The 26,713-nt window shown below is 63.3% G+C and carries 20 protein-coding genes; 10 read left to right on the top strand and 10 right to left on the bottom strand.

The window, feature by feature from the left end:
- Window positions 1–107 precede the first annotated feature (107 nt).
- Window positions 108–1,217: an S-(hydroxymethyl)glutathione dehydrogenase/class III alcohol dehydrogenase gene (locus VME63_RS15945; protein ID WP_325434343.1), complete on the top strand. Its 1,110-nt coding sequence runs from the start codon at window positions 108–110 to the stop codon at window positions 1,215–1,217.
- A gap of 11 nt (window positions 1,218–1,228) precedes the next feature.
- Window positions 1,229–2,059, top strand: a complete 831-nt coding sequence (gene fghA, locus VME63_RS15940) for an S-formylglutathione hydrolase (RefSeq protein ID WP_325434342.1) — start codon at window positions 1,229–1,231, stop codon at window positions 2,057–2,059.
- Between the two features lie 83 nt (window positions 2,060–2,142).
- On the opposite strand, the gene VME63_RS15935 is transcribed toward fghA, so the two are convergent.
- A complete protein-coding gene (locus VME63_RS15935; RefSeq protein ID WP_325434341.1) occupies window positions 2,143–2,565 on the bottom strand; it encodes a DUF2501 domain-containing protein in 423 nt (140 codons plus the stop codon).
- A gap of 143 nt (window positions 2,566–2,708) precedes the next feature.
- Here VME63_RS15935 and VME63_RS15930 point away from each other — a divergent pair, with 143 nt between their 5' ends.
- A complete protein-coding gene (locus tag VME63_RS15930; protein WP_325434340.1) occupies window positions 2,709–4,415 on the top strand; it encodes an NAD-dependent malic enzyme in 1,707 nt (568 codons plus the stop codon).
- On the opposite strand, the gene VME63_RS15925 is transcribed toward VME63_RS15930, so the two are convergent.
- Together VME63_RS15925 and VME63_RS15920 are read right to left on the bottom strand one after the other, a co-directional pair.
- Window positions 4,394–5,767, bottom strand: a complete 1,374-nt coding sequence (locus tag VME63_RS15925; protein ID WP_325434339.1) for an alpha-L-fucosidase — start codon at window positions 5,765–5,767, stop codon at window positions 4,394–4,396. The genes VME63_RS15930 and VME63_RS15925 overlap by 22 nt on opposite strands.
- A gap of 44 nt (window positions 5,768–5,811) precedes the next feature.
- Window positions 5,812–6,588, bottom strand: a complete 777-nt coding sequence (locus VME63_RS15920) for an IclR family transcriptional regulator (RefSeq protein WP_325434338.1) — start codon at window positions 6,586–6,588, stop codon at window positions 5,812–5,814.
- A 192-nt stretch (window positions 6,589–6,780) separates the two neighbouring features.
- Here VME63_RS15920 and fucP point away from each other — a divergent pair, with 192 nt between their 5' ends.
- Both fucP and VME63_RS15910 read left to right on the top strand, forming a co-directional pair.
- Complete coding sequence (gene fucP / locus VME63_RS15915; RefSeq protein ID WP_325434337.1) at window positions 6,781–8,076, top strand: L-fucose:H+ symporter permease; 1,296 nt, start codon at window positions 6,781–6,783, stop codon at window positions 8,074–8,076.
- Window positions 8,076–8,435, top strand: a complete 360-nt coding sequence (locus tag VME63_RS15910) for an L-rhamnose mutarotase (RefSeq protein ID WP_325434336.1) — start codon at window positions 8,076–8,078, stop codon at window positions 8,433–8,435. The genes fucP and VME63_RS15910 overlap by 1 nt, the downstream gene beginning before the upstream one ends.
- A gap of 112 nt (window positions 8,436–8,547) precedes the next feature.
- Here the strand turns inward: VME63_RS15910 and VME63_RS15905 are convergent, their stop codons facing one another.
- The 7 genes from VME63_RS15905 to VME63_RS15875 all read right to left on the bottom strand — a co-directional run bounded on the left by VME63_RS15905 (window position 8,548) and on the right by VME63_RS15875 (window position 16,139).
- Window positions 8,548–9,573 (bottom strand): hypothetical protein, encoded by a 1,026-nt coding sequence (locus VME63_RS15905; protein ID WP_325434335.1) that lies wholly within the window; start codon window positions 9,571–9,573, stop codon window positions 8,548–8,550.
- A 384-nt stretch (window positions 9,574–9,957) separates the two neighbouring features.
- Window positions 9,958–11,163 (bottom strand): alpha-hydroxy acid oxidase, encoded by a 1,206-nt coding sequence (locus tag VME63_RS15900; RefSeq protein ID WP_325434334.1) that lies wholly within the window; start codon window positions 11,161–11,163, stop codon window positions 9,958–9,960.
- Window positions 11,160–12,479 (bottom strand): L-fuconate dehydratase, encoded by a 1,320-nt coding sequence (locus tag VME63_RS15895; RefSeq protein WP_325434333.1) that lies wholly within the window; start codon window positions 12,477–12,479, stop codon window positions 11,160–11,162. The genes VME63_RS15900 and VME63_RS15895 overlap by 4 nt, the downstream gene beginning before the upstream one ends.
- A 91-nt stretch (window positions 12,480–12,570) precedes the next feature.
- Window positions 12,571–13,434 (bottom strand): fumarylacetoacetate hydrolase family protein, encoded by an 864-nt coding sequence (locus VME63_RS15890; protein ID WP_325434332.1) that lies wholly within the window; start codon window positions 13,432–13,434, stop codon window positions 12,571–12,573.
- Between the two features lie 20 nt (window positions 13,435–13,454).
- Window positions 13,455–14,201, bottom strand: a complete 747-nt coding sequence (locus VME63_RS15885; protein WP_325434331.1) for an SDR family oxidoreductase — start codon at window positions 14,199–14,201, stop codon at window positions 13,455–13,457.
- A gap of 43 nt (window positions 14,202–14,244) precedes the next feature.
- Entirely contained in the window at window positions 14,245–15,114 is an 870-nt protein-coding gene (locus VME63_RS15880; RefSeq protein WP_325434330.1) for an amidohydrolase family protein, read from the bottom strand.
- The gene (locus tag VME63_RS15875) at window positions 15,111–16,139 is read right to left on the bottom strand and encodes an aldo/keto reductase (RefSeq protein ID WP_325434329.1); all 1,029 of its coding nucleotides are present in this window, start codon (window positions 16,137–16,139) and stop codon (window positions 15,111–15,113) included. The genes VME63_RS15880 and VME63_RS15875 overlap by 4 nt, the downstream gene beginning before the upstream one ends.
- A gap of 492 nt (window positions 16,140–16,631) precedes the next feature.
- Between VME63_RS15875 and VME63_RS15870 the strand changes: the two genes are divergently transcribed.
- From VME63_RS15870 to VME63_RS15850, 5 genes are all read left to right on the top strand, one after another.
- Window positions 16,632–17,684 (top strand): glycosyl hydrolase family 18 protein, encoded by a 1,053-nt coding sequence (locus VME63_RS15870; protein WP_325434328.1) that lies wholly within the window; start codon window positions 16,632–16,634, stop codon window positions 17,682–17,684.
- Window positions 17,685–17,728: 44 nt separating this feature from the next.
- Window positions 17,729–20,344 (top strand): glycoside hydrolase family 3 protein, encoded by a 2,616-nt coding sequence (locus VME63_RS15865; protein WP_414648282.1) that lies wholly within the window; start codon window positions 17,729–17,731, stop codon window positions 20,342–20,344.
- A 517-nt stretch (window positions 20,345–20,861) separates the two neighbouring features.
- Entirely contained in the window at window positions 20,862–21,893 is a 1,032-nt protein-coding gene (locus VME63_RS15860) for a glucokinase (protein WP_325434326.1), read from the top strand.
- On the top strand, window positions 21,890–23,569 hold the full coding sequence (locus tag VME63_RS15855; RefSeq protein WP_325434325.1) for an alpha-L-fucosidase: 1,680 nt from the start codon (window positions 21,890–21,892) through the stop codon (window positions 23,567–23,569). The genes VME63_RS15860 and VME63_RS15855 overlap by 4 nt, the downstream gene beginning before the upstream one ends.
- A 154-nt stretch (window positions 23,570–23,723) precedes the next feature.
- On the top strand, window positions 23,724–26,687 hold the full coding sequence (locus tag VME63_RS15850; RefSeq protein WP_325434324.1) for a TonB-dependent receptor plug domain-containing protein: 2,964 nt from the start codon (window positions 23,724–23,726) through the stop codon (window positions 26,685–26,687).
- Window positions 26,688–26,713: the final 26 nt, after the last annotated feature.

Raw genomic sequence — 26,713 nt, 5'->3', positions numbered from 1 at the left:
GGAGCGCACCCAATGACCACTTTTTCGCACGGCGAGATAGCCATTTTGATCGCCGCCTCGTCGTTGCTACTCTTCACATCTTCTGTTGGATCGTTGGGAGTACCGCCATGAAGTCTCGCGCCGCCGTCGCATTCGCCCCCGGCAAGCCCCTGGAAATCGTCGAGATCGACGTCGCGCCGCCGCGCGCGGGCGAGGTGCTGGTGAAAATCACCCACACGGGCGTATGCCATACCGATGCTTTCACCCTGTCGGGCGATGACCCCGAAGGTGTATTTCCGGCAGTGCTCGGGCATGAAGGCGGCGGCGTGGTGGTCGAGGTGGGCGAGGGCGTCACGACGCTCAAGCCCGGCGACCACGTCATTCCGCTTTACACGGCCGAGTGCGGCAAGTGCAAATTCTGCCTGTCCGGCAAAACCAACCTGTGCCAGGCGGTGCGCGCCACGCAGGGCAAGGGGCTGATGCCTGACGGCAGCTCGCGGTTTTCCTATCAGGGCCAGCCCATTTATCACTACATGGGCACGAGTACGTTCAGCCAATACACCGTGGTGGCGGAGATTTCGCTGGCCAAGATCGATCCGCAGGCACCGCTGGAAAAAGTCTGCCTGCTCGGTTGCGGCGTTACCACCGGCATCGGCGCGGTGCATAACACAGCCAAGGTCGAGGCAGGCGCGACGGTGGCGGTGTTTGGCCTGGGCGGTATCGGCCTGGCGGTGATCCAGGGCGCGGTGCAGGCGAAGGCGGCGCGCATCCTGGCAATCGACACCAATCCGGCGAAGTTCAAACTGGCACGCGAGATGGGGGCGACTGATGTCATCAACCCGAAAGACCACGACAGGCCGATCCAGCAGGTGATCGTCGAGCTGACCGACGGCGGCGTCGACTACAGCTTTGAGTGCATCGGCAACGTCGAGGTGATGCGCGCGGCGTTGGAGTGCTGCCACAAGGGGTGGGGCGAAAGCATCATCATCGGCGTGGCCGGCGCGGGCAAGGAGATCAGTACCCGGCCGTTCCAACTGGTGACGGGGCGCGTGTGGCGCGGCAGCGCCTTCGGCGGCGTGAAAGGACGCACGCAGCTGCCCGGCATGGTGCAGCAGGCGATGCGCGGGGAGATCCGGCTCGATCCGTTCATCACGCATACGCTGCCCTTGGAGCGGATCAACGAAGCATTCGAACTCATGCACGAGGGCAAGTCGATTCGCACCGTGATTCATTTCTGAACGCAATGCCGATGGAACGCATCGAACATCGCGCGTGCGCCGGCGGCTGGCAGGATGTCTATCGCCATCATTCGGACGTGCTCGGCTGCGCCATGCATTTGGCGGTCTATCTTCCGCCGCAGGCGGCCGACAAGCCGGTGCCGGTGCTGTATTGGTTGTCCGGCCTTACCTGCACCGAGCAGAACTTCATCACCAAGGCCGGCGCGCAGCGTTACGCGGCCGAGCACGGCGTGGCGCTGGTGGCGCCCGATACCAGCCCACGCGGCGAGGGCGTGGCCGATGCGGAAGGCTATGACATCGGCCTGGGTGCCGGGTTTTATGTCAATGCCACGCGCGAACCGTGGTCGCGGCACTACCGCATGCACGACTACGTTGCCTACGAGTTGCCGGCTTTGACCCAAGCGCATTTGCCGGTGACCGGCGCACGCGCGATCAGCGGTCATTCGATGGGCGGCCATGGTGCACTGACCGTGGCGTTGCGCAATCCTGGCCGCTATCGCAGCGTCTCGGCGTTTTCGCCAATCGTGGCGCCGGCACGCGTGCCGTGGGGAGAAAAGGCGTTCAGCGCTTATCTGGGCGATGACCGCGAGGCATGGAAAGCCTGGGATGCCACCGAACTGATCGTACGCGCGCACGAGCGCCTGCCGCTCCTGATCGACCAGGGCGATGCGGATGAGTTTTTGCATGCCCAGCTTCGCCCCGAGCTGCTGAAGACGGCCGCCGATGCCGCCGGCTATCCGCTCACGCTGCGCATGCAGCCCGGCTACGATCACAGTTACTACTTCATCGCCAGTTTCATCGGCGAGCACATCGCCCATCACGCCGCGGCGCTGCGCGACTGAGACGTGTCATTCGATAGCAGGCCATCGGTAGCGGCGCACGCGACGCCGGTGCGGATGGCCCATGCACTCAATGGGCCACGCACTCAATGGGCCAGGAACGACTTGCCCTGCTTTAGCACGGTGTCGCAGACCTTGCCGGTGATCTTCGATTTCATGTCGCTCGAACCACCGCCGACGCTGTTGAGGTCCATGTTCTTGCCGTCGCTACTTTGCAAGACACCCTTGGACCCGCTCAGGTAAGCCGGATCGCTGCTGGCATGGCCGCCCATCTTGCCCAGCAACTGGTTCTGGATGCCCGATGCGCCGGAACTGCCGCTAAGGTAGTTGTTCTTGATGCAATATCCCATCAGGCCGGCCACGTTGCCCATGCTGCCGGAGGTCATCGAGCCTCCGCCGGGCATCATGCCGCCAAGCTTGCTACCCAGGCCGCCAAGACTTTGCGCGTGGGCCGCGCCGCAGGCCAGGATCAATCCGATCGCCAGACACTTGCCGCCAGTCGTGTTCATAAACGCTCCTTCCTTCCCAGGGTGTGGGCATTCAACACCCGGGACTGTTAGGGATATGTAGCGGCCGGCTTGGCTGGCTGGTGCGCGATCTGTAATCGCGATTGTGCTTAAGTAACGGGCATCGCCTGAGGAGACAGCGTGCCATGTATGAACTCCCCGCTTTCGGTGCGGATACGCCCGTCCGGACCCACCTGACCGGCTACGACCTGGTCACCAAGCCGATGTTGAACAAGGGTATGGCGTTCAGCGAGCGCGAGCGTGACGTGTTTCGCTTGCACGGCCTGCTGCCTCCGCACGTGGGTACGCTCGACGAACAGATCGAGCGCCGCCTGCGCGTGATGCGTGCCTTCAACACCGACTTTGAGCGCTACGCCTTCCTGCGCGATCTGCAGGATACCAACGAAACGTTGTTCTATGCCGTGCTGGTGCGGCATTTCGATGAACTCCTGCCGCTGGTCTACACGCCTACGGTGGGCGAGGGCTGCCAGCATTTCAGCGAGATCTGGCGCAAGCCGCGCGGCTTGTTTCTGAGTTATCCCAACCGGCACCGCATCCGCGAGATCCTTTCCGATGCGCGCTTCGATCATGTGCGCGTGATCGTGGTGAGCGACGGCGAACGCATCCTGGGACTGGGCGACCAAGGCGCGGGCGGCATGGGCATACCGATCGGCAAGCTGTCGCTGTACACCGGTTGCGCAGGCATCCATCCAGACCTCACTCTGCCGATCCTGCTGGACGTGGGCACCAACAATCACGAGCGCCTCACCAATCCGCTCTACATCGGCTGGCGCCACGAACGTATCGTGGGCGAAGAATACGATGCTTTCGTGGAAGAATTCGTCAGCGCGGTCGTCGAACGCTGGCCGAACGTATTGCTGCAATGGGAAGACTTCGCCGGTTCCAATGCCAGCCGCTTGCTGCACAAGTATCGCGACCGGCTGTGTACCTTCAACGACGATATCCAGGGCACCGCCGCGATAGCGGCGGGCACGCTCCTGGCGGCGATCAACGTAACCGGCATCGCGCTGACCCAGCAGCGCATCGCCGTGCTTGGCGCCGGTTCGGCCGGATGCGGTATTTCCTCCTTGCTGCTGCGGATCATGGTCGATGCCGGCTTGAGCGAAGAGCAGGCGCGCAAGGCCTTCTTCCTGGTCGATCGCAACGGTTTGCTGCTTGAGGGCATGGAGGGCATCACACAGGCGCAGATGCCTTTCGTGCAGCAGCGCGAGGTCGTCAAAGACTGGGCGTTGAGCAAACCCGAGCAGATCGGCTTGTTCGACGTCGTGCGCAACGCCAAGCCGACCGTGCTGATCGGCGTTTCCGGCCAGACCGGCGCATTCACCGAACCGGTAGTGCGCGCGATGGCGGAAAACGTCAAGCGTCCGGTGATTTTCCCCTTGTCCAATCCCACCTCGCGCAGCGAGGCGACACCGCAGCAGTTGGTCGAATGGACGCAAGGGCGCGCCTTGATCGGCACCGGCAGCCCCTTTGCTCCCGTGCAATGGCAGGACAAGCGCATCGACATCGACCAGACCAACAACTCCTACATCTTCCCAGGCGTCGGCCTGGGCGTGCTGGCGGCAGGCGCCACGCGGGTGACCGATGCGATGTTCGTCGCGGCCGGCAAAGTCGTCGCCGACATGTCGCCGACCGTCAACGATCCGCGCGGGCGGCTGCTGCCGCCCGTGGATCAATTGCGGGCCGTCTCGGTAGCGGTGGCCCGCGCCGTAGCCGTCCAGGCACAGGCCGACGGCGTGGCGGAAGCCTGCGATGAAGCAACGCTGGACAAGCGCATCCAAGCCATTGCGTGGGAGCCGCGCTATCGTCCTTACGAGTTGGTGGTGACGTGATCGCCGACGTTGAATAACTGGAATTCGCGGATGCGCGCAGGGCAGGTCGTGGACTGAATGTCCAGCCGTACCTTGCTGGCCGTGGCGGGGGCGAAGCGGTCGATCTTCATATGGCCGATCGCCTCGGCCTTCGCCAGGGTCGTCCACGTGCCGTGGATCCATGCCTGGACGGCGTACTTCTGCACGCATTGGCCTTCGTTCAACCACTCCATCGTCAGCGTGTGGTCGAAGGTCATGGGCTTGGCGAAATCCACTTCCAGCACGGCATGATGCGAATCGTCCGGTGCGGACCAGAACGTATCGCGATCGCCATCCAGCGCGGCCGCGGTGTTGGCATCGGTGGCAAGGTGGTTGCGGGCCAGGTCCTTATCCACGCCGTAGCGCGCGCGCAAAGCATCGCCGAACGCCTTGAGGCGGGCGACGTCGGCGTCGGGCAGCAAGCCGTGGCGATTGGGCGCGATGCCTAGCATCAGCTGGCCGCCGCGACCGACGCTGTTTTCCCAGATATCCATCAGCTCCTCGACGCTTTTGAGCGTCTGGTCGCTATTGGGATGCCAGAACCACTGCAACGTGTGCAGCGGCGTATCCACTTCCACGGGGCGCCAGCGCAGCTCGCCGTGGCGGTCGATCACGTTCCAGTTTTCGCCGCGGATATGGCCGTCTTCCTGTCCGACCCAGCGGATGTCGCCATAGCCGAACAGCCCCACGTCGGCGAACACCATCGTGTTGGGCTGGTAGGTGCGCAGTTCTTCCATGTACTTCTTGAAATCGTAGACGTGGCCGGCGCTACCCGCGCCGTCGAGCCACCATTCGACCAACGGGCCGTAGGACTGCACCAGTTCGTCCATCTGCGCGAGGTAATACTTGTCGTACGCGGCGGGATCCTTGTAGCGCGGCTCGTGGCGATCCCACGGCGAGAGATAGATGCCAAATTCCATGCCTTCCTTGCGCACGGCTTGTTCGGTCATCTGCACCAGGTTGCCCTTGCCGTGCATCCAGGGACTGGCTTTTACCGAGTAATCGCTCTGCTCGGTCGGCCAAAGCGCGAAGCCATCGTGATGTTTGGCGACCAGCACGACGTAGTTCGCCCCGGCGGACTTGGCCGCACGCGCCCATTGGTCAGGATCGACATGGTCCGGATCAAACACCTTCGGGTCGGCTGTGCCGTCTCCCCACTCGCGATCCAGGAACGTGTTGGTGCCAAAGTGCACGATCACGCCAAATTCCAGATCCTGCCAATGCACCTGCTGCGGGGAAGGCTTGATGTCAACGAAGTTCTGGGCGGAACTGCTGCCGGCAACCGTCAGGGCCAGTGCGGCGGCGGCGAAGAGAGCGCATCGATTCAGGGGCATTGCGTGGAAACCTGTTGGAGTGCGAAAGGGGTGGCGGGGACCTTTCAATCGGGCTGCGAGGACATGCCAAACTGCAAGGTATCGGAAATTTCGCGCGTGGCTCGCAGCAGTTCCTCGATCACGTCTTCCATCGTCTGCGCGGTAGTCTGCTGCTCCAGGTACGGAATGGTGAGCGCGCACACGGCGCTGCCGTGATGCATCACCGGCGCGGAAATGTCGGTCACCGCATCGACCACGTTGCTGTGCTCGGTGGCATAGCCGCGCGCGCGCAATTGCGTCAGCAGCTTTATCAGTTTCTTGCGCTCCAGCGCCGGGTCGTAGCGGGTGATCAGGTCCAGCCAGCGTTGGCGAACTTGTTCTTCCTGGAAGGCGAGCAATACGTGGCCGGAGGTGGATTTGGCCATTGGACGGCGGTGTCCCACGCGCACGACCAGCGCGATTTCGCCCGGCGGGTCCACCCGTGCGACCACCACGATCTGTTCGCCCGACGGCACCACCAGGTGGCAGGCCTGGCCACTGGCATCGGCCAGCCGGTGCATCACCGGCATCGCCGCTTCGATGGTGCTTTTCACCGGCGGCTGTTCCATGCCCAGCCGGAACAGCCGCGGGGTGACCGAGTAGCCGATGTCGCCTTCGCCGCGGGCGATGTAGTCGCGCTCTTCCAGCACCTGCAGCATGCGGAAGATCTCCCCGCGCGAGCGCCCGACGCCTTCGGAAATTTCCGCGATGCTCAGCGGCCGCTTCGCGCCGGCCAGCAGTTCCAGAATGTCCAGGCCCTTGTCCAGCGCGGGTGCACGGTATTTCGGGGTTGGGTTCGCCATGGTTTTTCTTTCCTAACGGTCACCGGCCAAGACTCTTACGGGCGCCCTGGCTGGGCTGTCCAGCGCTGGCATGTTGCGGCGCGTCTTGTAGTATCCATGAATAACGGTTTCATATTTGCACAAATGGGCGGCAACGTCACGCAGTCCGCGCCACGGGGCGCCGAGCGGGAGAAGAGGGTGGATGTGCGCAGAGTGACCGAAGAAGTCCCCACGCCCACGGCCGGCGGCGAGCGGCCCGGTTGGCTGCCGCTGGCATTGATCGTCAGCCTGTTTTTCCTCTGGGGCGGTGCCAACAATCTCAATGATGTACTGATCGCGCAGTTCAAGAAAGCTTTCGTGCTGAGCGATTTTCGCGCGGGGCTGGTGCAGAGCGCGTTTTATCTGGGGTATTTCCTGGTGGCGATGCCGGCGGGCATGTACATGCGCCGTTTTGGCTATAAAAGTGCGGTGATTTTCGGCCTGGTGCTTTACGGCGTGGGGGCGTTGTTATTCTGGCCGGCCGCGTCGGCGGGTACGTATGAGCTGTTTCTGCTTGCCTTGTTCGTGATCGCCAGCGGGCTGGCTTTCCTGGAAACCTCGGCCAACCCCTTCGTGACCCTGCTTGGCCCGCGCGAAACGGCGACGCGCCGCTTGAATCTTGCCCAGGCATTCAATCCGCTGGGTTCGATCGCTGGCGTGCTGATCGGCCAGCATTTCATTTTCTCGGGCGTCGAGCGATCGCCCGCCCAGATCGCCGCCATGGGCACGGCCGAGCGGGCCGCCTATTACGCCACCGAAACCCATGCGGTGCAGTGGCCGTACCTGGTGATCGGCCTGGTAGTGCTGGGGTGGGGCTTGTTGATTCTGTTGACGCGTTTCCCCCGATCGGTGTCGGCGCATGCGGCATCGGCAACCCATGCGGGCGCGAGCGTGTTGGGTAAATTGTTGCGCGATCGCCGTTTCACCGGCGCGATGTGCGCGCAGTTTTTCTACGTGGGCGCCCAGGTCGGCGTGTGGAGCTACACCATCCGCTATGTGCAGGCGACGATGAGCGGCTTCTCGGCCAGGGATGCCGCCAATTTTCTCACGGCGGAATTGCTGTGTTTCATGGCCGGGCGATTTATCGGCGCGGCGCTGATGAAATACGTGGCACCGGTACGCCTGCTGATGCTCTTCGCCGCCATCAACGTAGGCTTGACGCTGTACGCCGTGGTTCATCCCGGCAGCAGCGGCGCTTACGCGCTGGCCGCGTGCAGCTTCTTCATGTCGGTGATGTATCCCACCGTGTTCGCGCTGGGCGTGGAAGGGCGTGGCGACGACGAACGCAAACTGGGTTCGGCCCTGCTGGTGATGACCATTATCGGCGGCGCCGTACTCACCGCGGCGATGGGCGCCGTCTCCGATCACTCCAGCATCGCCACCGCCATGAGCGTGCCGGCCTGCTGCTTTGCCGTGGTACTGCTGTTCGCCTGGCAACGCCGGCATGGAACGATGGAGGGTGCCCGCTGATGGCCTGTCTCTACTACGCACTCGATCTGCGCGACGATGCCCAGGCCATCGCCGAATACGAACGCTGGCACCAACCGCAAAACATCTGGCCGGAAATCGTCGCCTCCATCCGCGCCGCCGGCATCGAGCAAATGGAAATCTTCCGCACCGGCAACCGCCTGGTGATGGCCGTGCAGGTACCGGACGATTACGACGCCGCCGCCACGCGCGCAAGCGATGCCAAATCGCAGGCGTGGGAGGCGTTGATGGACCGCTACCAGCAACGCTTGCCGTGGAGCGAGCCAGGGCAGAAGTGGGTGCCGATGACGCGGATATTTTCGTTGGCGCAGGCGTTGGCTGCGCAAGGCGGGAGCTGCTGAATCGCCGCTGATATAGGCCGCCTTCAGGCAAGGAGTCCGGCAAAGGTGCTACGGGTTCTGCCTGCCGTAGCACCTGTTTCGCGGCGATGTCATTGGCGACAACACGATTGGCTTAAGCCTGGCGCGGTACCGTGGATAACGTCTGTGCCGCGAGGGCCAGCGTGTCGGCGTTATTCATCGCGTTGTAGAAGGTGAATGGGTATTGTTTGCCGTTTGAGTTTATCTTCTGGCGCAAGTTTCCGTCGATGTACCAGTAGTCGGTCCCGCCCCCGGCAAGGTAAAGGTGCGCATGCTCGTGGATCATGGTCCTGGCGAGAAACGTTGCAGGTGGATAAAGCAGGTTTGCTTCGGTGAAGTGGATGTTGTCGGTGCCAGGGTGGGCGTGTCCTCCGCCCCATAGATAGGTAACAGTGCCGATATTGTTTGCGTTTTTCGCGACGGTTCTTTTCATGCCGTACAAGATGGCATTCAATTGATTCTTGAAAGCCGACCTTTCGTTGGCATTTTGTAGTCCACCGGGTATCAGGTGTCGCAACCTGTTTTGCACGTCAGCGCTCCAGCGTGCGGGCGAATCCAGCGCTGTGATCGCCTGCTTCACCTCTTGTATGCCGGTGTTCAAGGCTGTCATCGCGCGGTGCCGTACGTTGCCGGACAAGGGCTTGGCTATGGAGTAGTCATCGCGAAACCGCATCGAGCCGGCAGGTGACTCGATAATCTTCGGAATTTGCAGTGGTTGATTGGGGATGGCGCCCGTCGTTGTCACTGGCTGGTAAACAGGTTGTCGAGGCGTGGTTTGAGAAGTGGGCCGAAAATAGGCGCGGCGGCCAGTTGGGTTGGGTGCGGTAGGTCGCGGCGTTGCTACCGGCCGGTAAACGGGGCGTCGGGGCGCGGTTTGTGGCACGGGCCGAAAATACGTGAAGCGGCCAGTTGGATTGGGTACCGTAGGTCGCGGCGTCGGTCTGCCATATGTCCGTTGGCGCTGCCGCTGCCACGGGTTGTATGGCATCCGGTTGACCAAGGGTGCTTGCATGGAAGGATGTGATGCGCGGTTGGCCGCATGCGGCTGGGCTGGCGCAGGTGGCCACGACGGCGGCGCGTAATAAGTCTGCGGGTACGATGGAGGGAGATAGGTCGTCATGTTGATGGAACTCCTGTAATCCAAGCGTTTCGCATGGGGTGCGTGAGGCTTGCAGATGTGCATGTCGTCAAGTCGATTCCATGCGATTTGACTATGAATCCCCTGCATGCAAGGTATGCCATAACATGGTGACGATTCGTGTGGGACATTTTCGGTTTTGCGTGCATCCGCAGCACGGGCGAAGACGCTTGCCTTCTTGCGCGGGAAATCCTGCGCCTCATCAAGGAATTTCCGGCTCCAGCGCTACCGGCGTGCAGACTCGCCCGGCCGGACTGGCGATACGCGTTTGATTGGCAAAAGCCTGCGTGACGGCGGCACCCCACGGGTAGTCACGCACTTCGGACCGACGCGGTAGAAAGCCGGCCGAACGGCCGCGCGGTGGCTTTAGCGGCAGGGTACGTTGGAATCGTCTAGCAACGTGCTGACGATGTTGAACGTGCTTTCCGGCGCTTTGCGCCAGATCACGTCGCGGCTGATGCGGCGCGCGTCGGTTTGTCCGGTCAGCGCCATGGTGACGCTCAGTTCGCGCCGGATCAGCTCGATCACCTGGGTGACGCCGGCTTCGCCCATGGCGCCCAGGCCGTAGAGAAAAGCCTTGCCGATCAGCCCGGCGTGCGCACCGCAGGCCAGCGCCTTGAATAGATCTTGTCCGCTGAGAATGCCGCCGTCGAACAGCACCTGCATGCGATCGCCCACGGCTTGCACGATGGATGGCAGCACGTCGATGGTAGCGGGAGCGCCGTCGAGCTGGCGGCCGCCGTGGTTGGACACCACGATGGCATCCACGCCGTGATCGGCGGCGATGCGTGCGTCGCGCGGATCAAGGATGCCTTTGATGATCAGCTTGCCGGGCCAGATCGCTCGGATCCATGCCAGGTCGCTCCAGTTGAGCCGCGGATCGAATTGCTTGGCGATCCACTGCGCCAGCGTGGAAAGGCTGTCGGTGTTCTCCACGCGCCCCTGCAGGTTGCCAAACGAGCGGCTTGGCGCACGCAATACGCTCCATGCCCAGCGCGGTTTGCTGGCCATGTCCAGGATGTTGCGCAGGGTGATGCGCGGCGGCACCGATAGGCCGTTCTTGATTTCACGATGGCGCTGGCCTTGCACCGTGAGATCGGCGGTCAGCATCAGCGCGCTGCATTGGGCTTCCTTCGCGCGCTGGATCAAGTCGCGCGTGAAGGCGCGATCGCGCATCACGTACACCTGGAACCAGAACGGGGTATCCACCGCCGCGCGCACCTGCTCGATGGAGCAAATGGACATGGTGCTCAAGCAGAACGGAATGCCGGCCTTGGCGGCGGCGCGCGCGCCGAGGATCTCGCCCGCCCCGTGCTGCAAGCCGGCAAGGCCGGTCGGGGCGATCGCCAGCGGCATCGACACCGTCTGGCCCAGCATGTCGGTGGCGAGCGAGCGGTTGTCCACATCGCACATCACGCGCTGGCGCAGCGCAATGCTTTCCAGCGCCGTGCGATTGGCGCGCAGCGTGACTTCGTCGTAGGAGCCGCGATCGGCGTACTCGAAGAAGGCGCGCGGCACGCGGTGCCTGGCCAGCGCGCGCAAATCGGCGACGTTAGTAATCGGAGCGGTCATCGCGTCCTCAGGACCTCGGCGGGCTCGCGCCATGCGGGGCCGTCGGGGTAACCATAACGCTCCAGGCTATCGGTGTGCATCTGCGCGGAAAAACCCGGCGCGGCCGGCGGCAGATAACGGCCGTCGCGTACTGTCACCGGGTCGACGAAATGCTCATGCAGGTGATCGACGAATTCGATCGCGCGATCGTGCTTTTTGCCGCTGATCGCCACGAAGTCGGCCATGGCCAGGTGCTGCACCAGTTCGCACAGGCCCACGCCGCCGGCGTGCGGAAACACGCGCACGCCGTACTTGGCCGCCAGCAGCAGGATGGCCAGGTTTTCGTTCACGCCGCCCACGCGCGCGGCGTCGATCTGGATCAGATCCACCGCACCGGCCTGGAACAGCTGCTTGAACATCACCCGGTTGTGCGTGTGCTCGCCGGTGGAGATGGGCGCGGGCGCTACGGCGCGGCGGATGGCTGCGTGGCCCAGCACGTCGTCCGGGCTGGTCGGTTCCTCCACCCAGGCCAACTGCACGTCGGCCAGGCGCTGCAGCCAGGCGATGGCGTCGGGGACGTCCCAGCGCTGGTTCGCATCGACGGCAATGGCCACGTCAGGGCCCACCGCTTCGCGCGCGAGCCGGCAGCGGCGTACATCGTCTTCCATGTTCAGCCCGACCTTCAGCTTGATAGTGCGGAAACCCGCCGCCACCGCTTCGCGCGCCAGGCGCTGCATTTTCTCGTCGCTGTAGCCTAGCCAGCCGGGCGAGGTGGTGTAGGCCGGATATCCTTCCTGCAGCAATTGCGCCACGCGCTGTTCTTTGCCGGGCGCGGCGGCGCGCAGCATGGTCAGTGCCTGGGCGGGCGTGAGCGCATCGGTGAGATAGCGAAAGTCGATGGTGGCGACCAGTTGCTCGGGCGTCATGTCCGCGATGAAACGCCATAGCGGCTTGCCGGCCAGGCGCGCGGCAAGATCCCAGGCGGCGTTCACCACCGCGCCGATGGCCATGTGCATCACGCCCTTTTCGGGGCCGAGCCAGCGCAGCTGCGAATCGCCGATCAGGCGTCTGGCGAAACCGCCCAGATCGCCAGTCATGTCGGCGACGTCCAGGCCCACCACATGGTGTGCCAGCGCCTTGATCGCCGCCGTCTGCACGTCGTTGCCGCGGCCGATGGTGAAGGCCAGCCCGTAGCCGGCCACCTGCGGCTGGTCGGTGCGCATGACGAGGTAGGCGGCCGAGTAATCCGGATCGGGATTCATCGCATCCGAGCCGTCCAGCTCGCGGGAGGTGGGGAAGCGGACATCGTAGGTGTCCAGCGCTGTGATCTTGCTCATGCGATGTTCGTCCCTGAAAGAAGCGCCCCATTGCGCTCCCGGACATGACGGTGGGGAAGGAGTTTGCTACGTCGGTGAAGGGTGGCGCCGGTCATGCAGTCCTCTCGCCCTGCGCATCGCCGCGCACCTGCTGGCGCTGCTGGCCAAGCCCTTCGATGCCAAGTTCGATGACGTCGCCTGCGCGCAGGTACTTGGGCGGCTTTTGCCCGAGGCCGACGCCGGCGGGTGTGCCGGTGCTGATCACGTCGCCCGGCAGCAGGGTCATGTAGCGGCTGATGTGGCTGACCAGCTTGGCTACGCTGAAAATCATCGTGCGCGTATGCCCGTTCTGGTAGCGATGGCCATTGACCTGCAGCCACAGCTTAAGGTTTTGCGGATCGGCGATTTCGTCGGTGGTTACCAGCCAAGGGCCGAGCGGGCCGAAGGTGTCGCAGCTTTTGCCCTTCACCCATTGGCCGCCATGGTCGAATTGGAATTCGCGTTCGGAGAGATCGTTGACCACCAGATAGCCGGCCACGTACTTGAGCGCATCTTCTTCACTCACGCTGCGCGCGGTTTCGCCGATGACCACCCCCAGTTCCACTTCCCAGTCGGTTTTCACCGAGCCACGCGGAATGACCACGTCGTCGTTGGGGCCGACGATGGCGCTGGTCGCCTTCATGAAGATCACCGGCTGTTCCGGTGGCGGCGAGCCGGTTTCGGCGGCGTGCTCGGCGTAGTTCATGCCCACGCAGATCATCTTGCTCACATAGGCGATCGGCGCGCCGTAGCGCGGTTGGCCGGTCACTTCCGGCAGGGTGTGCGGATCGATGGCCGCGATGCGCGCGCGCCCATCGCGGCTTAGCGCCTGCGCGTCGATGTCGTCGATAGCGCCCGATAGGTCGCGAAGCTTGCCGTCCGCGTCGATCAGGCCTGGTTTTTCCGTGCCGGGCGCGCCGTAACGAAACAGTTTCATGGACTACTTGGCTCCTGCGTTCAGTTGGACCAGCCGCCGTCCACGACATGGATCGTGCCGGTGGTAAAGGCCGATTCGTCGCTGGCGAGGTAGAGCGCCAGCGCGGCGATTTCGTCGGGTTCGCCCAGGCGGCCCATCGGTTGGCGTTCGACGAAGCGCTGCCAGTTGGCCGCTTCGTCGCCACCGAGTGCGCGCACACGATCGCCCAGCGAAGGCGTTTTCACCGTGCCCGGACAGATCGCGTTGCAGCGCACGCCGCGCGCCACGAAATCGGCGGCGATCGATCGCGTCAGGCCGATCACGGCGGCCTTGGTGGTGCCGTAGGCAAAGCGGTTCGGCACGCCCTTGATGCTGGATGCGACCGAGGACATGTTGATGATGCTGCCCTTGCCACGCTCCAGCATGCCCGGCAGCACCGCCTTGCACAGATGGAACATGCTGTCGACGTTGATGGTGAAGGAGCGCTGCCAACTCGCCTGGTCGGTGTCCACAATGGTGCCCGCGTGCACGAAGCCGGCGCAATTGAACAGCACGTCGAACGGGCCCGATGCCTGCACCAGGGCCTGGATGTCGTCCGGCTGCGTGACGTCGAGCTTGCGGGTGGCGATGGATGCGTGTTCCGCCGCGAGGCTGGCCAGCGCCGCAGTATCGATGTCGGTGGCCAGCACCGTGGCACCAGCTTGCGCGAAAGCGAGGGCAGTGGCACGGCCGATGCCCGCTCCGGCGGCAGTGATCAGGGCATGCTTGCCCGACAAACGTCCGCTCATGCGGTGTCTCCGTCATATCCAAGTGGGTGAGTGATCGCCGCTGTCATGGCGCGCGTGACTCCTGTACACCGAGGTCGATGTCCAGCGCGTAGAAGTTCACCGCGTTGGCAGCGAACACATCCGGCTGCGATCCGGGTGCATAGCGTTCGGTGAGTGTCAGTGCCAGGTCGAGCCATTGACCGAAGTCGGCACGGGTGGTGAGCACCGGCCAATCGCTGCCCCACATCAGGCGTTCTGGCCCGAAGTGCGCGAACAGGTCGGCGACATAAGGCTCGATCGCGTCCGCGTCCACCGGTTCATCGAGCAAGGTGAGCAGGCCTGACAGCTTGCAATGCAGTTGCGGATGCTGTGCCAGTTCGTCGATCCAACTGGTCCACTGATCGAAGCGCCCGTCGCCGATGGCCGGCTTGCCCGCGTGATCGAGCACGATGTTCAAGTGCGGATGGCGACGCAAGCGCCGCAGCAGCGCGGGCAGCTGCGGCATGCCGACCAGCGCATCGAAGGCCAGGCCGCATGCCTGGATGTCATCGAAGGCGCGGTCGAGCGATGGACTGGCGAGCCAGTCCGGATCGGTGATGTCTTGCGCCATCGGACGCAGGCCGCACAGCAGGCCGTTGCCGTCGCGCAGCAGGCGATCGATGCGTGCGCCGACGTCGGCTGCCTGCATGTCCACCCAGCCCACCACGCCGGTGACCGCGCGATCTTCGCGCGCAAGTTCGAACAAGTAGCGCGTTTCCGCTTCGCTCGGCGCGGCCTGCACCAGGATGCTGTGCGTCACGCCCGCGGCTTTCCGTTGCGCCTGCAGGTCGGGCGGCAGGAATGCGCGGCGCAACGCGGCGGGCGCAGCGTCGAGCCAGCCGTAGTCGCCGCGGGCGGGCTGCCAATAGTGCTGGTGGGCATCGACGATGATCATGGCGTAGGTACGTCTTCGCCGATCAGGCCGGCGTCGCGCAGGGCGCGCCAGGCATCGCTTGGGATCGTGGTTTTGATGCGCTCGTCGGCGCTCTCCACTTCCGCGGTGGTACGCATGCCGCAGACCACGCTGGCCACCGCCGGATGCGCCAGCGGAAACTGCAGCGCGGCGGCGCCCACTTGCGTATCGGCCTGCTCAAGCACTTCATAAAAGCGGCGCGCCCGTTGCAGGGTGTGGTGATCGGCAGGTGCGTAGTTATAGAAATGCCCGGGCCCCTTGCGGCCGCCAAGCAGGCCGGAGTTGTAGGGACCGGCGGCAAGTACCGCGATGTCGCGCGCCAGCGCCTGCGCCATCACGGTTTTGCTGTCGTGCTGTTCGAACAGCGTGTAGCGGCCGGCCAGCATGATGATGTCGATGGGAAAGCGCGGCATCACTTCCAGACATACCGCTTGCTCGTTCACGCCGATGCCGATGGCACGGCAGGCGCCTTGCGCGCGCAGTTCGGCCATGGCGGGCAAGGCTTCGTCCAGGGCCTGGCGCATCACCTGTGCGTGACGCTGGCCATGGGTCAGCGCGCCGATGTCGTGCAGCAGCAGTATCTCCACGTGATCGGTGCGCAGGCGGTTGAGGCTCGCTTCGAACGAGCGCAGGACGCCGTCGCGGCTGTAGTCGAAATGCGCCGAACGGCCGTCGACGATAAAGCCGTCGGCATGGCTGGTCTGCTGCCCGTCGTACTCGATCACGCGGCCGACCTTGGTGGACAGGCTGTAGCTGCCGCGCGGCAGCGCGCACAGGGCGGCGCCCAGGCGGCTCTCGCTCAATCCGTAGCCGTAGTAGGGCGCGGTGTCGAAATGGCGGATGTTGCGCAGCCACGCGCGAGAGATCGCGGCGGCCGCGGTTTCCTCATTGACCGACTCATACAAATTGCCAATCGGCGCGCCGCCGAAGGCCAGCCGCGAACGCACCCACCCACCTGGCCGGGCATTGGCCTGACTCGGTTCCGGGTTGGTGATGGAGGGGGTCATGGATCCTCGCTGCGGCCTGCCATGCCGGCCTTTGCGGCGCATGATCGCGCAGCCGGCGTCTTGTGTATATATAAACGAACTATTTACAGGTGTTTTTTTGGCCGGTGATGGGGCCGCCTTCAAAAAAAGGTTGCATTTCGATTTGCCACGATCTAAAACATATATAAACCTAAATTTTGCTAATGAACAGCCTGCCGTCGCGGAGGCGGGCTGTCCGGCGGCATCGGGCGAGGGGAGCGGGCGTGCAAAAAGTCCTGCAAAAGGCAAATGCCACGTGCAACGGGACAGCGGCGTTGCCGGTGGTCCAGCTTCTCCGCCATGGGTTTCGCGCAGCGGTCGCGGTCGCGTTGTTTCCCCCAACGCGGTCGCGATCGCTCTTTTTTTTATCGCGCCGCCCCAGGACTTCGCCCTGCGGCATGGCCGCTTTCCGACTCGAAAGCCGGTTCGGATAGCGCATCGGCCCGGCGACGCCCCCTCACCAGCAGAACGCTTATGAAACGAATCCTTCTGTTACTGGCCGGCATGCTTGTGTGCGGCAGTGCTTTGGCCAGGCAGCCCGACGCGCTGTTCTATTTGATCAGTTCGCCCAAATCGATAGCCTCGTTTGAAGCGCACGTCGACAAGATCGGGCTGCTGGTGCCCGGCTGGTATGGGGTGGACAACCAGGGCCTGGTGAACGGAGGTCCCAATGCGTACGTGCTCGGCATCGCCAAGGCACACCGCTTGCCGGTGGAGCCGATCATCTCGATGTCGGCCGGCCGCGGCGGCTTCCACGAGCTGCTGCATGACGAGACGGCCAAGCAGCACATGATCGAGGCGATGCTGCAGCAAGCTTCCGAATATGGTTATGCGGGTTTCCAGTTCGACTTCGAAAGCATTTCCTGGACTGACCGCGACGCCTACACCCTGTTAGTCGAACAGACGGCCCAGGCGTTGCACAAGCATGGCCTGAAGCTTTCCATCGCCGTCGTGCCCAACGCGCCGGGGCATGCCGGTGCGGGCGAGTTCTCCAAGTGGATGTGGCAATACTGGCGAGGCGTCTACGACCTGGCGGCGTTGGGCAAATACGCCGATCTGATCTGCCTGATGACCTACGACCAGCATACGCGCTGGACCGCGCCGGGTCCGGTCGCCGGCATGCCATGGGTGATGGAGCAATTGAACTATGCGTTGAAGCTCGTGCCCAGGGAAAAGCTCTCGCTCGGTATCGCCCTGTACGGTTATCACTGGTACACCGGCGATCCGGTGAGGCCGGACGGCACGGAATCCTCCAATATCAAGGCCCAGTACATCGATGCGGACGAGTCATTTCCGTTGGCCAAGGAACAGCAGGCGCATGTGCAATGGGATCCGGTCGAGCACGAATCCTGGTTCTACTTCTATCGCGATGACATGCGCGAATGGGTGTTCATGCCGGACGCGCACAGTTTTCGCGATCGCTATGCGGTGGTGAAGCAGTTTGGCCTCGAAGGCTTTTGCGCATGGGTGCTGGGTGCCGAGGATCCCAAGGTATGGGATGAATTGCCGGTGGTGCAGCGCCCGTAGTTGGGCAACGGTTGCGGCGTGGAAGAAGGGGTTGCATGAAGGGTATGCGCATGGGTTTGATGGGTGTGCTGCTGCTCGCGCTGGGCATCGTGTCCGGCGCCGGCGCGCGCGCGGCGCAGGCGACCCAGGATGCTGCCGCGCAGGCAGTCGCGGCGTTGGTGTCGAAGATGACGCTGGCCGAAAAAGTAACGCAGTTGCAAAGCCATGCCCCCGCGATAGCGCGCCTTGGCGTACCCGCTTACGACTGGTGGAACGAAGGCCTGCATGGCGTCGCGCGCGACGGTTATGCCACCGTCTTTCCGCAGGCGATCGGTCTGGCCGCGAGCTGGGATACCGATCTGCTCGCGCAGGTCGGCGACGTGGTTTCCACCGAGGCGCGGGCGAAATTCAACGCCGCCGGTGCCGGACACGATCACGCCCGCTACCAGGGACTGACGATCTGGTCGCCCAACATCAACATTTTTCGCGATCCGCGCTGGGGCAGGGGGCAGGAAACCTACGGCGAGGACCCGTTTCTCACCGGCCGGCTGGCCGTGGCGTTCATCCGTGGCATCCAGGGCGACGATCCGCTGCACCCGCGTGCCATCGCCACGCCCAAGCACCTCGTGGCCCACAGCGGACCCGAATCGGGCCGCCACGGTTTTGACGTGGACGTGTCCGCGCACGATCTGGAGGCTACTTATCTGCCGGCCTTTCGCGCCGCCATCACCGAAGGGCATGCCGGTTCCATCATGTGCGCCTACAACGCGTTGCACGGCACGCCGGCGTGCGCGAACGATCCGTTGCTGACCAAGCTGCTGCGCGATGACTGGGGCTTCAAGGGATACGTGGTGTCTGACTGCGATGCGGTCGATGACATGACGCATTTCCATCACTACCGGCCGGACAACGCTCAATCGTCCGCGGCGGCCATCGCAGCCGGCACGGATCTGGATTGCGGCGATGCGTATGCGGCGCTGCTCACGGCGGTGCAAAAGCATGCCGTTGCCGAATCGGTGCTGGATACTTCGCTTGAACGGCTGTTTTCCGCGCGCTATCGCCTGGGTGAGTGGGGCAAAACGCAGGTCGATCCGTATGCCTCCATCGGCATGGACCAGCTCGACAATGCCAGCCATCGCCAGCTTGCCCTGCAGGCAGCGTTGGAATCGATGGTGCTGCTGAAAAATACACGGGGCACGCTGCCCTTCAAGCGCAATGTGAAGCTTGCCGTGATCGGCCCCAATGCCGACACGCTGGAGACGCTGGAGGCAAACTATCACGGCACCGCGCGAGCGCCGGTGACGCCGTTGGAAGGCTTGCGCGCACGCTTCGGTGCGCAGCACATCCGCTATGCCCAAGGCGCGCCCATTGCGGCGGGCGTGCCGGTGCCGATTCCGGAAACGGCACTGCGCACGGGCAAAGATGCGCAAGTCGGGTTGACCGGCGAATACTTCAACCGTCTCGATTTCTCCGGCGCCCCGTGGGCGAGCCGTGTCGATCGCCGCATCGATTTTGATTGGGACCATGTCGCGCCGCTGGATGGCATGCATGCGGATCGCTACGCGGTGCGCTGGACGGGCGAGCTGGTTCCGCCAGGCACAGGCGACTATACCTTGGCCGTCCATATCGATCGTTGCTTCGATTGTGCCGGCCACGATCCGGTACGCCTGTACATCGACGGTCAGCAGGTGATCGACGATAAAGGCGACGATAAAGCGATGCAGGCGACGCTGCATTTCGCCGATACGCACCCACGCGCCATCCGGCTTGAGCTGGTGCATAGCGGTCAGGACCAGGGTATCCGCCTGCAGTGGCTGGCACCCCCTCAAGCGCAACTGGCCGAAGCGCAAGACGCCGCGCGACGGGCGGATGCGATCGTCGCTTTCGTCGGCTTGTCGCCGGACGTGGAAGGCGAAGCATTGAACGTGGAGGTACCAGGCTTCAACGGCGGCGACCGCACCGATATCGGCTTGCCGGCAACGCAGCGGGCATTGCTCGAACAGCTCGCCGCCACGCACAAGCCGCTGGTAGTGGTGCTGATGTCGGGCAGTGCCGTGGCGCTGACATGGGCCAAGTCCCACGCGGACGCCATTCTCGTCGCATGGTATCCCGGTGAACGCGGCGGCGAGGCGGTAGCGCGCGTACTGGCGGGCGATGACAGTCCGGCCGGCCGGCTGCCGGTGACGTTCTACCGAGCCACCAGCGATCTGCCGCCCTTCGTCAGCTATGCGATGGAAGGGCGCACGTATCGTTACTTCAAGGGTACGCCGCTCTATGCGTTCGGCGATGGCTTGAGCTATACGCACTTCACCTATGCACAACCTGACCTGTCGACTGCGTCGTTGGCAGCCGGCGATACGCTCCAAGTCAGCGCAATGGTTCGCAATGACGGTGCCCGCGCGGGCGATGAAGTGGTGGAGGTCTATCTGGACGCGCCGGATGTACCCGCAGCGCCGCGGCATGCACTGGTAGGTTTTCGACGCATCCATCTCCAAGCGGGCGAGCAGCGTCGCGTGGTCTTTGCGTTGCTGCCGCGTCAGCTCAGCAGTGTCGATGCGCTGGGGCATCGTGCGGTGGTGCCGGGGCACTATCGCGTGTTCGTCGGCGGCAACCAGCCGGAGGAAGGCGGCGGGGTCAGTGCGTCGTTCGCGATCAGCGGGCGCGCGGAACTCCCGCGATGAGAAAGCGTATGGCTCCCAGCGGCATCGTAAGGCGCAGCGGCCTCTTGCCCGGCGGTATGTCGGTAGATGGCGACTGCGCGCGTGCGGCTTTGCCGACAAGATTTGTCGGTCGGCAGTGGCGGGGTAAGTCGGGTTTCGAGAAACCTTGCGCCAAGCTTGCGTTCGCCCCAAACAAGATGCCCAGGCAGCTACTTGCTTGCGTATGTAAAACAAGTATTTACAAGTAATTTGGGCGGTCCGAAAAATACGTCGCAAAAACTGTTGCACTGCGACTTGCCACGATCTAAATTCGACACATAAGATTTTTACAAATACATATGAAATCGGCGTTCGTATATGAATTCGAATAAGCCGATGGAACACGGCCAAAGGTCGTTTTGCCCGCGCGGTCACAGTTCTCACACGGTCGTTGCAAGCACGGGGTTTCGGTAAGCACGGGAGGGTAGATGCAGGGTTCGATCCAGTTGGACGACGTTGTGGCAGTTCCGACGGCCATGGGCCGGGAACGACGCTGCGCATGAATGCTTTGTCGCGCGCAACGGTGGCCCCGCGTTCCACAGTCCAGGATGCGTTTCTCGCTGCCGACGTCGGCGGCACGCACGCGCGCATCGGCTTGATCGCCTTCGAAACGGGCCAGCACATGCCAAGCGTGCTGGCTTATCGCGTGTACAAGTGCGCGGATTTCGCCGGACTGGACGCGATCGTCCGCGCGTTCCGCAAAGAATTTGCCGTGGCGCCGGATCGGTTCGCGCTCGCCTGTGCGGGGTTTCTGCATGAAGGCATCGTGGTCAACAACAATCTGCGCTGGCCGGTGGTGCCCGGAGAACTTCGCAAAGCCTTGGGGCTAAGCGAAGTCGAGGTGCTCAATGATTTCGCGGCGCTGGCCTACGGCACGGCCTATCTGGAGTCGGACAGCGTCACCACGCTGCATAACCCTCCGCAGCGCGCGGCGGCGAGCCGCGGGCCGGCGGTGATCGTCGGCCCCGGTACGGGTTTGGGTGTGGCCGTGCGCTTGCCCGATGCACATCCAAAGGTGCTCGCGACCGAGGCCGGGCATATTCAGCTGGCCGCTCGCGTGGGGCGCGAACAACAAGTGCTGGGCGAGATTTCCCCGCCCGACACACATGCTCCCTACGACGATATTTTGTCCGGCCCCGGACTGGTGCGGCTGTATCGCGCGTTGTGCCGCCTGGATGGCGCACCGGCGGTGTTCCAGGATCCGGCGGCGATCACCGGCGCGGCTTGCGCGGGTACCAACGCGCAAGCGCTGGAAACGCTGCAGCTGTTCTGCGGATGGCTGGGGTCTTTCATCGGCGACCTGGGCATGTTGTACGGCGCAACCGGAGGTATCTACGTGGCCGGCGGATTTCTCTCTCGCATGACCGGCTTCATGGAGAAGAGCAGCTTCATCAGCCGCTTTCTCGACAAGGGTGTGATGCGCCCGTTCCTTCAAACCGTTCCGGTCCACGTGGTGGATCATGCGCAGCTGGGCGTCATCGGCGCGGCGAGCTGGCTGATGGAACGTTCCGAACACGGGGGCGCCGCATGAGCAGCCGGGCGAAAACGTTCGCCGGCTACGCGCAGGCTGTGTGCGGCGTTGCGCTTGCGCTTGGCTTGTTCGTCGCAAGCGCTGTCGCGCAGGACGCCACGCATTCGGTAGTGCCGCCCGATGCGAAGACCATCGAACAGCAATGGGTAGCTGCCAACCGGCCCTTCGACCAGGTGCGGCAGAGCATTCTTGCGGTAACGCAAAAGCTCGCCTGGCAAGGCCCCATGCAGCCGGACTGGCAGAGCCTGACCGCCTACAGCACACCCCAATGGTATCGGGATGCGAAGTTCGGCATCTTCATCCACTGGGGCGTGTACTCGGTCGCCGCGTACAAGGGCGAATGGTATCCGCGGCACATCTACGAGCGCAGCGGCGAATACGCCGACTACTACCAGCACCAGATCGCTACCTACGGCCCGATGCCCAAGGTGGGTTACAAGGATTTGATTCCGCTGTTCAAGGCCGAGCACTTCGATCCGAATGCATGGGCGACCTTGTTCCGCGAAGCGGGTGCGCGCTATGTGGTGCCGGTGGCCGAACATCACGATGGCTTCGCCATGTACGATTCCAAGCTGTCCGACTGGACGGCCGTGAAAATGGGGCCGCACCGCGACGTGATCGGCGAGTTGGCCAAGGCCATCCGCGCCCAGGGCATGAAGCTTGGCCTCTCTTCGCACCGCGCCGAGCATGATTGGTTTTACGAGTACGGCCGCACCTTCAATTCCGACGTCAACGATCCGCGTTACGCCGCGCTGTATGGTCCTGCGCATCCGTCCATGTCGGCAAAGGGCGAAGACGGGCAGGAGGTCGATTGGACTTTTGTCTCCGATGCGTATCTCAACGACTGGCTGGCGCGCTCCTCGGAGATCGTCGATGACTACCATCCGGACCTGATGTATTTCGATTGGTGGGTCGGACAGCCGCGTTTTCGCAATGTCCTGGCCGAGTTTGCCGCGTTCTTCTACAACCAGGCGCATGCGCGCGGGCAGGGCGTGGTTCTCAACTATAAGCTCGACGACATGCGTCCGGGCACCGGCACGCTGAGCATCGAACGCGGGCAGGCAGCGGATATCCGCGCGCAACCGTGGCAGACCGAAACCTCGATCAGCCCCGATTCGTGGGGTTACGCCGAAGGCGATACGTATAAAACGCCCGATGAAATCGTGCAGTTGCTTGCCGACGTAGTAAGCAAGAACGGCAACCTGCTGTTGAACATCGGTCCGAAGGCCGACGGCACGATCCCTGCGCCGGCGCAGCACATTCTCAAGGCCATCGGCCAATGGATGCATGCCAACGGCGAGGCCATCTACGGCACGCGTCCATGGCATCGCTTTGGCGAAGGCCCCACCCAGGTGGTGGCCGGCACCATGCAGGACACCAAGACCAAGCCCTATACCGCCGAGGATTTTCGTTTCACCACGGGCAACGGGCATTTGTACGCGATCGAGATGGCATGGCCGGCTTCGGGGCATGCGCTGATCCATTCCATCACGCCGTCGATGAAGGTCGCTTCGGTTACGCAGCTAGGGACCGGTAAGGCCGTGGCATTCGAGCAGCGCTCCGATGGCCTGCACCTGGTTTTGCCTGCGCAACCGGCGGGTGTGCACGTGTACGCCTATCGCATCGAGCTGCAGCAGCCTTCAGTCCATGCAACCAAGGAGGGCGACGCATCCTGACCATAAATCGTTGCCGCCAAACAAAAGTAAAAGCAAGAAAAAGCATCTGATCGCCGGATTGCGATCGACAACAGGTAAACCACAAATGTTGTTTCCGACTTAATTAGGGGGTCGGAGCAACCACGACTCCGAATTTCACCGGGAGGGGAGAAACATGAGCACCATCCGCTTACGCCATGGCGTACTTGCCAGTTCACTGGCCTTGGCGCTGTTCGCGCCGCATGCGCTTGCACAGACGTCGAGCACGTCTTCCAGCAATACGCAGCAGGGCACTTCGTCCAGCAGTTCGCAGCAGAGCACTTCGTCCAACGCGCAGCCGGCGGACCAACGCAATGCCAAGCAGATGCAGACGGTTACCGTCACCGGTTCGATGATTCCGCGTGTGGAAATCGAAGGCCCGGCGCCCGTAAGCATCATCACCGGCGAACAGATCAAGCAGGAGGGCTACACCACGCTGTGGGAATTCCTCGATTCGCTGCCGCAGATGGGCCAGACGCAGGATCCGGCCAGCTGGGGCGCCACCTCGGTGAACGCCCGTTCGGTGAATCTGCGCAACCTCGGCGCCGGCTTCAGTCTGTTGATGATCGACGGCCATCGCGTGGTGGACTACCCGCAGCCGATGAACGCGCAGAGCAACTTCCAGAGCTACAACAACCTGCCTTCGGGCATGATCGACCACGTGGAAATTCTGGCCTCCGGCGCTTCGTCGATCTACGGTTCGGATGCGATCGCCGGCGTGGTCAACGTCATCCTGAAGAAGAACTACCAGGGCGATGACCTGCAGGTGACCGGTGGCGGCGCCACGCGCGGCGGCCGCCGCTATGGCGATGCCAATTTCTCCGGTGGTCGTTCGGGCGAGAACTGGCACATCATCTACAACGTGGAGAAGTCCAACCGCTCGGCGCTGTGGGGTAGCGATCGTCCCTACCAGGATTCGGTGTCCGACGCCGGCTACGGTGCCTGGGGCCCGGCCGACCGCATGTTCGGCTATCAGTATGACGCTGCCAGCGCCATCGGCATCTCCGCCACCAACGCCTCGGGCCAGTACATCACGCCGCCCGCGGGCAGTTGTAACCGGTTCGGCAACAACTTTGCGCTGAGCCAGTCGCACACCGTCACCACGCAGGGCGACCAGATCACCGGCGTTACCAACAACGGTTATTACTGCTCGCAGCCGGCCCTGTTCAAGGACTGGGTGCTAACCCCCGGCAGCCGCAACAACAGCGGTTACCTGGGCGGCGAGTACGATTTCAGCAACGGCTTGCAGCTGTACGCTTCGGCGGCCCTGTATGACACCGTGGGCATTTCCAATACCCAGTTGCCCGTATACGTCAGCCCCACGTTCTACGACCAGACCACCGGTCAGGTCATCAACCAGGCCGTGCGCCAGCTCACGGCGCAGGAAATGGGTACCGCGGGCAACACCCACGACCGCGAACAAAACTGGAACATCCAGACGGGCCTGCGCGGCAGCTTCCTCGACAGCCAATTCAACTGGGATTTGAACCTGAACTCCCAGAAGTACACCGTGCGCGAAGATTTCGTGGGCGTCGATCCCGAGGCGATGACCAACTTCTTCCTCGGCAAGCAGCTGGGCACCACCAGCGCCGGCCTGCCCATCTACGCGATGAACTGGCAGCAGTGGTGGAACCCCATCACTCCGCAGCAATACAGCCAGTTTGGTGTCAGCGGCGAAAATACCTCCTCGTCGTGGCTGGACCAGGCGCAGTTCCGCATCAATGGCGACCTGTACAAGCTGCCGTGGGTGAGCGACGAGTCGATCGGCTGGGCGGCCGTGCTTGAAGCGGCGCACAACGGCTTCCTGCTTTCGCCTGATCCGCGCGCCGCCGATAGCGCGACCTTCCAGAACCCGTTTGACGAGTACAACACCGGTGGCGGTACGCGCCAGCGCTACTCGCTGGGTACCGAGTTCCGCGTGCCGATTTTGGATACGGTGACCTGGACCATCTCCGGCCGCCTGGACAAGTACCACGACGCCAGCGTTGCCGATATCGCCCGTACCTGGGGCACCGGCATCGAGTGGCGCCCGATCGATAGCCTGTTGCTGCGCGGCACCTACGGTACCAACTTCAAGGCGCCTGACATGCAGGCGATCTACCAGACCCAGTCCAGCGAGCCGCAGGGCGATTACATCGATCCTCTGCAGTGCATCAACGCGATCAAGGCCGGCCAGACCAACAGCACCTGGTGCTCGCTGGTGCAGCGCCCGCCCTCGCAGTACTACAACATGATCACTGGCGGTAGCCGCCTCCTGCTGCCGCAGACCGGCCACTCGTGGACTTACGGTTTCGTGTGGCAGATCCCGGGCGTGGACGGCCTGTCGTTCTCGGCCGACTACTGGCACATGGGCGTGGACAACGCTATCGAGTACCTCAGCCAGACCACCGTGCTGACCGACGAGGCCGGTTGCCTTACCGGCTTGCAGGCGAACGGTTCGGCCGCCGTGCAGGCGTACACCGCGCACATCCCGGGTTCGGCGTACTGCCAGATGGTGGAGAAGCTCGTCACGCGCAATGCGGCAGGCCAGATCACCTCGGTGGAATCGGGTCCGATCAACGAGGCGTCGCTGTACGTGAGCGGTATCGATGCGTCGCTGGACTACAAGAAGCACACCGACTTCGGCAACTTCCGCGGCAACATCAGCTACACCGACAACCTGTCCTACAAGCAGCGCGTGCTGGCTTCGGACCCGTTGCTCAACACGCGCTACAACCAGGTGGCAAGCAGGATCAACTGGGTGGGTGATTGGAGCAAGGGGCCGTGGAACGCATCGATCTCCGGCGAGCGTGACGGTACCTTGCGCTCGCCCGGCTACGGCGGTTGCGAAACGCTTGCGAACGGCATCCAGCCGAGCCTGGGCGATCCCAATTGCGTGGTGTACGACGGCCACGTGCCGGTATGGATCACCTGGAACGGTTCAGTGGGGTATCGGTTCAACGAGGCGATCAAGTTGAGCTTCACGGTGAACAACATCTTCAACCGGGTCGCTACCATCCCGTACTACGCCGGTGGCTTCGAGTTCGTTACGACGGGCCAGTCCGCCGATGAATACGATGGCCGCGAGGTGTTCCTGACGCTGGATTGGAAGATCGATTGATGTAGGTCATTCAAGCGAGCCCGGCC

The organism is Dyella sp. (assembly GCF_035503745.1).
GTDB lineage: Bacteria > Pseudomonadota > Gammaproteobacteria > Xanthomonadales > Rhodanobacteraceae > Dyella_B.
This window is presented reverse-complemented; position numbering and strand designations above follow the sequence as displayed.

Coding starts and splice junctions, on each gene's coding strand:
- fghA (WP_325434342.1), top strand. CDS start 1,229: ATGGAACGCATCGAACATCGCGCGTGCGCCGGCGGCTGGCAGGATGTC.
- VME63_RS15895 (WP_325434333.1), bottom strand. CDS start 12,479: ATGAGCAAGATCACAGCGCTGGACACCTACGATGTCCGCTTCCCCACC.
- VME63_RS15870 (WP_325434328.1), top strand. CDS start 16,632: ATGAAACGAATCCTTCTGTTACTGGCCGGCATGCTTGTGTGCGGCAGT.
- VME63_RS15880 (WP_325434330.1), bottom strand. CDS start 15,114: ATGATCATCGTCGATGCCCACCAGCACTATTGGCAGCCCGCCCGCGGC.
- VME63_RS15860 (WP_325434326.1), top strand. CDS start 20,862: ATGAATGCTTTGTCGCGCGCAACGGTGGCCCCGCGTTCCACAGTCCAG.
- VME63_RS15905 (WP_325434335.1), bottom strand. CDS start 9,573: ATGACGACCTATCTCCCTCCATCGTACCCGCAGACTTATTACGCGCCG.
- VME63_RS15890 (WP_325434332.1), bottom strand. CDS start 13,434: ATGAAACTGTTTCGTTACGGCGCGCCCGGCACGGAAAAACCAGGCCTG.
- VME63_RS15945 (WP_325434343.1), top strand. CDS start 108: ATGAAGTCTCGCGCCGCCGTCGCATTCGCCCCCGGCAAGCCCCTGGAA.
- VME63_RS15855 (WP_325434325.1), top strand. CDS start 21,890: ATGAGCAGCCGGGCGAAAACGTTCGCCGGCTACGCGCAGGCTGTGTGC.
- VME63_RS15885 (WP_325434331.1), bottom strand. CDS start 14,201: ATGAGCGGACGTTTGTCGGGCAAGCATGCCCTGATCACTGCCGCCGGA.
- VME63_RS15930 (WP_325434340.1), top strand. CDS start 2,709: ATGTATGAACTCCCCGCTTTCGGTGCGGATACGCCCGTCCGGACCCAC.
- VME63_RS15920 (WP_325434338.1), bottom strand. CDS start 6,588: ATGGCGAACCCAACCCCGAAATACCGTGCACCCGCGCTGGACAAGGGC.
- VME63_RS15875 (WP_325434329.1), bottom strand. CDS start 16,139: ATGACCCCCTCCATCACCAACCCGGAACCGAGTCAGGCCAATGCCCGG.
- VME63_RS15900 (WP_325434334.1), bottom strand. CDS start 11,163: ATGACCGCTCCGATTACTAACGTCGCCGATTTGCGCGCGCTGGCCAGG.
- VME63_RS15865 (WP_414648282.1), top strand. CDS start 17,729: ATGCGCATGGGTTTGATGGGTGTGCTGCTGCTCGCGCTGGGCATCGTG.
- VME63_RS15850 (WP_325434324.1), top strand. CDS start 23,724: ATGAGCACCATCCGCTTACGCCATGGCGTACTTGCCAGTTCACTGGCC.
- VME63_RS15910 (WP_325434336.1), top strand. CDS start 8,076: ATGGCCTGTCTCTACTACGCACTCGATCTGCGCGACGATGCCCAGGCC.
- VME63_RS15935 (WP_325434341.1), bottom strand. CDS start 2,565: ATGAACACGACTGGCGGCAAGTGTCTGGCGATCGGATTGATCCTGGCC.
- VME63_RS15925 (WP_325434339.1), bottom strand. CDS start 5,767: ATGCCCCTGAATCGATGCGCTCTCTTCGCCGCCGCCGCACTGGCCCTG.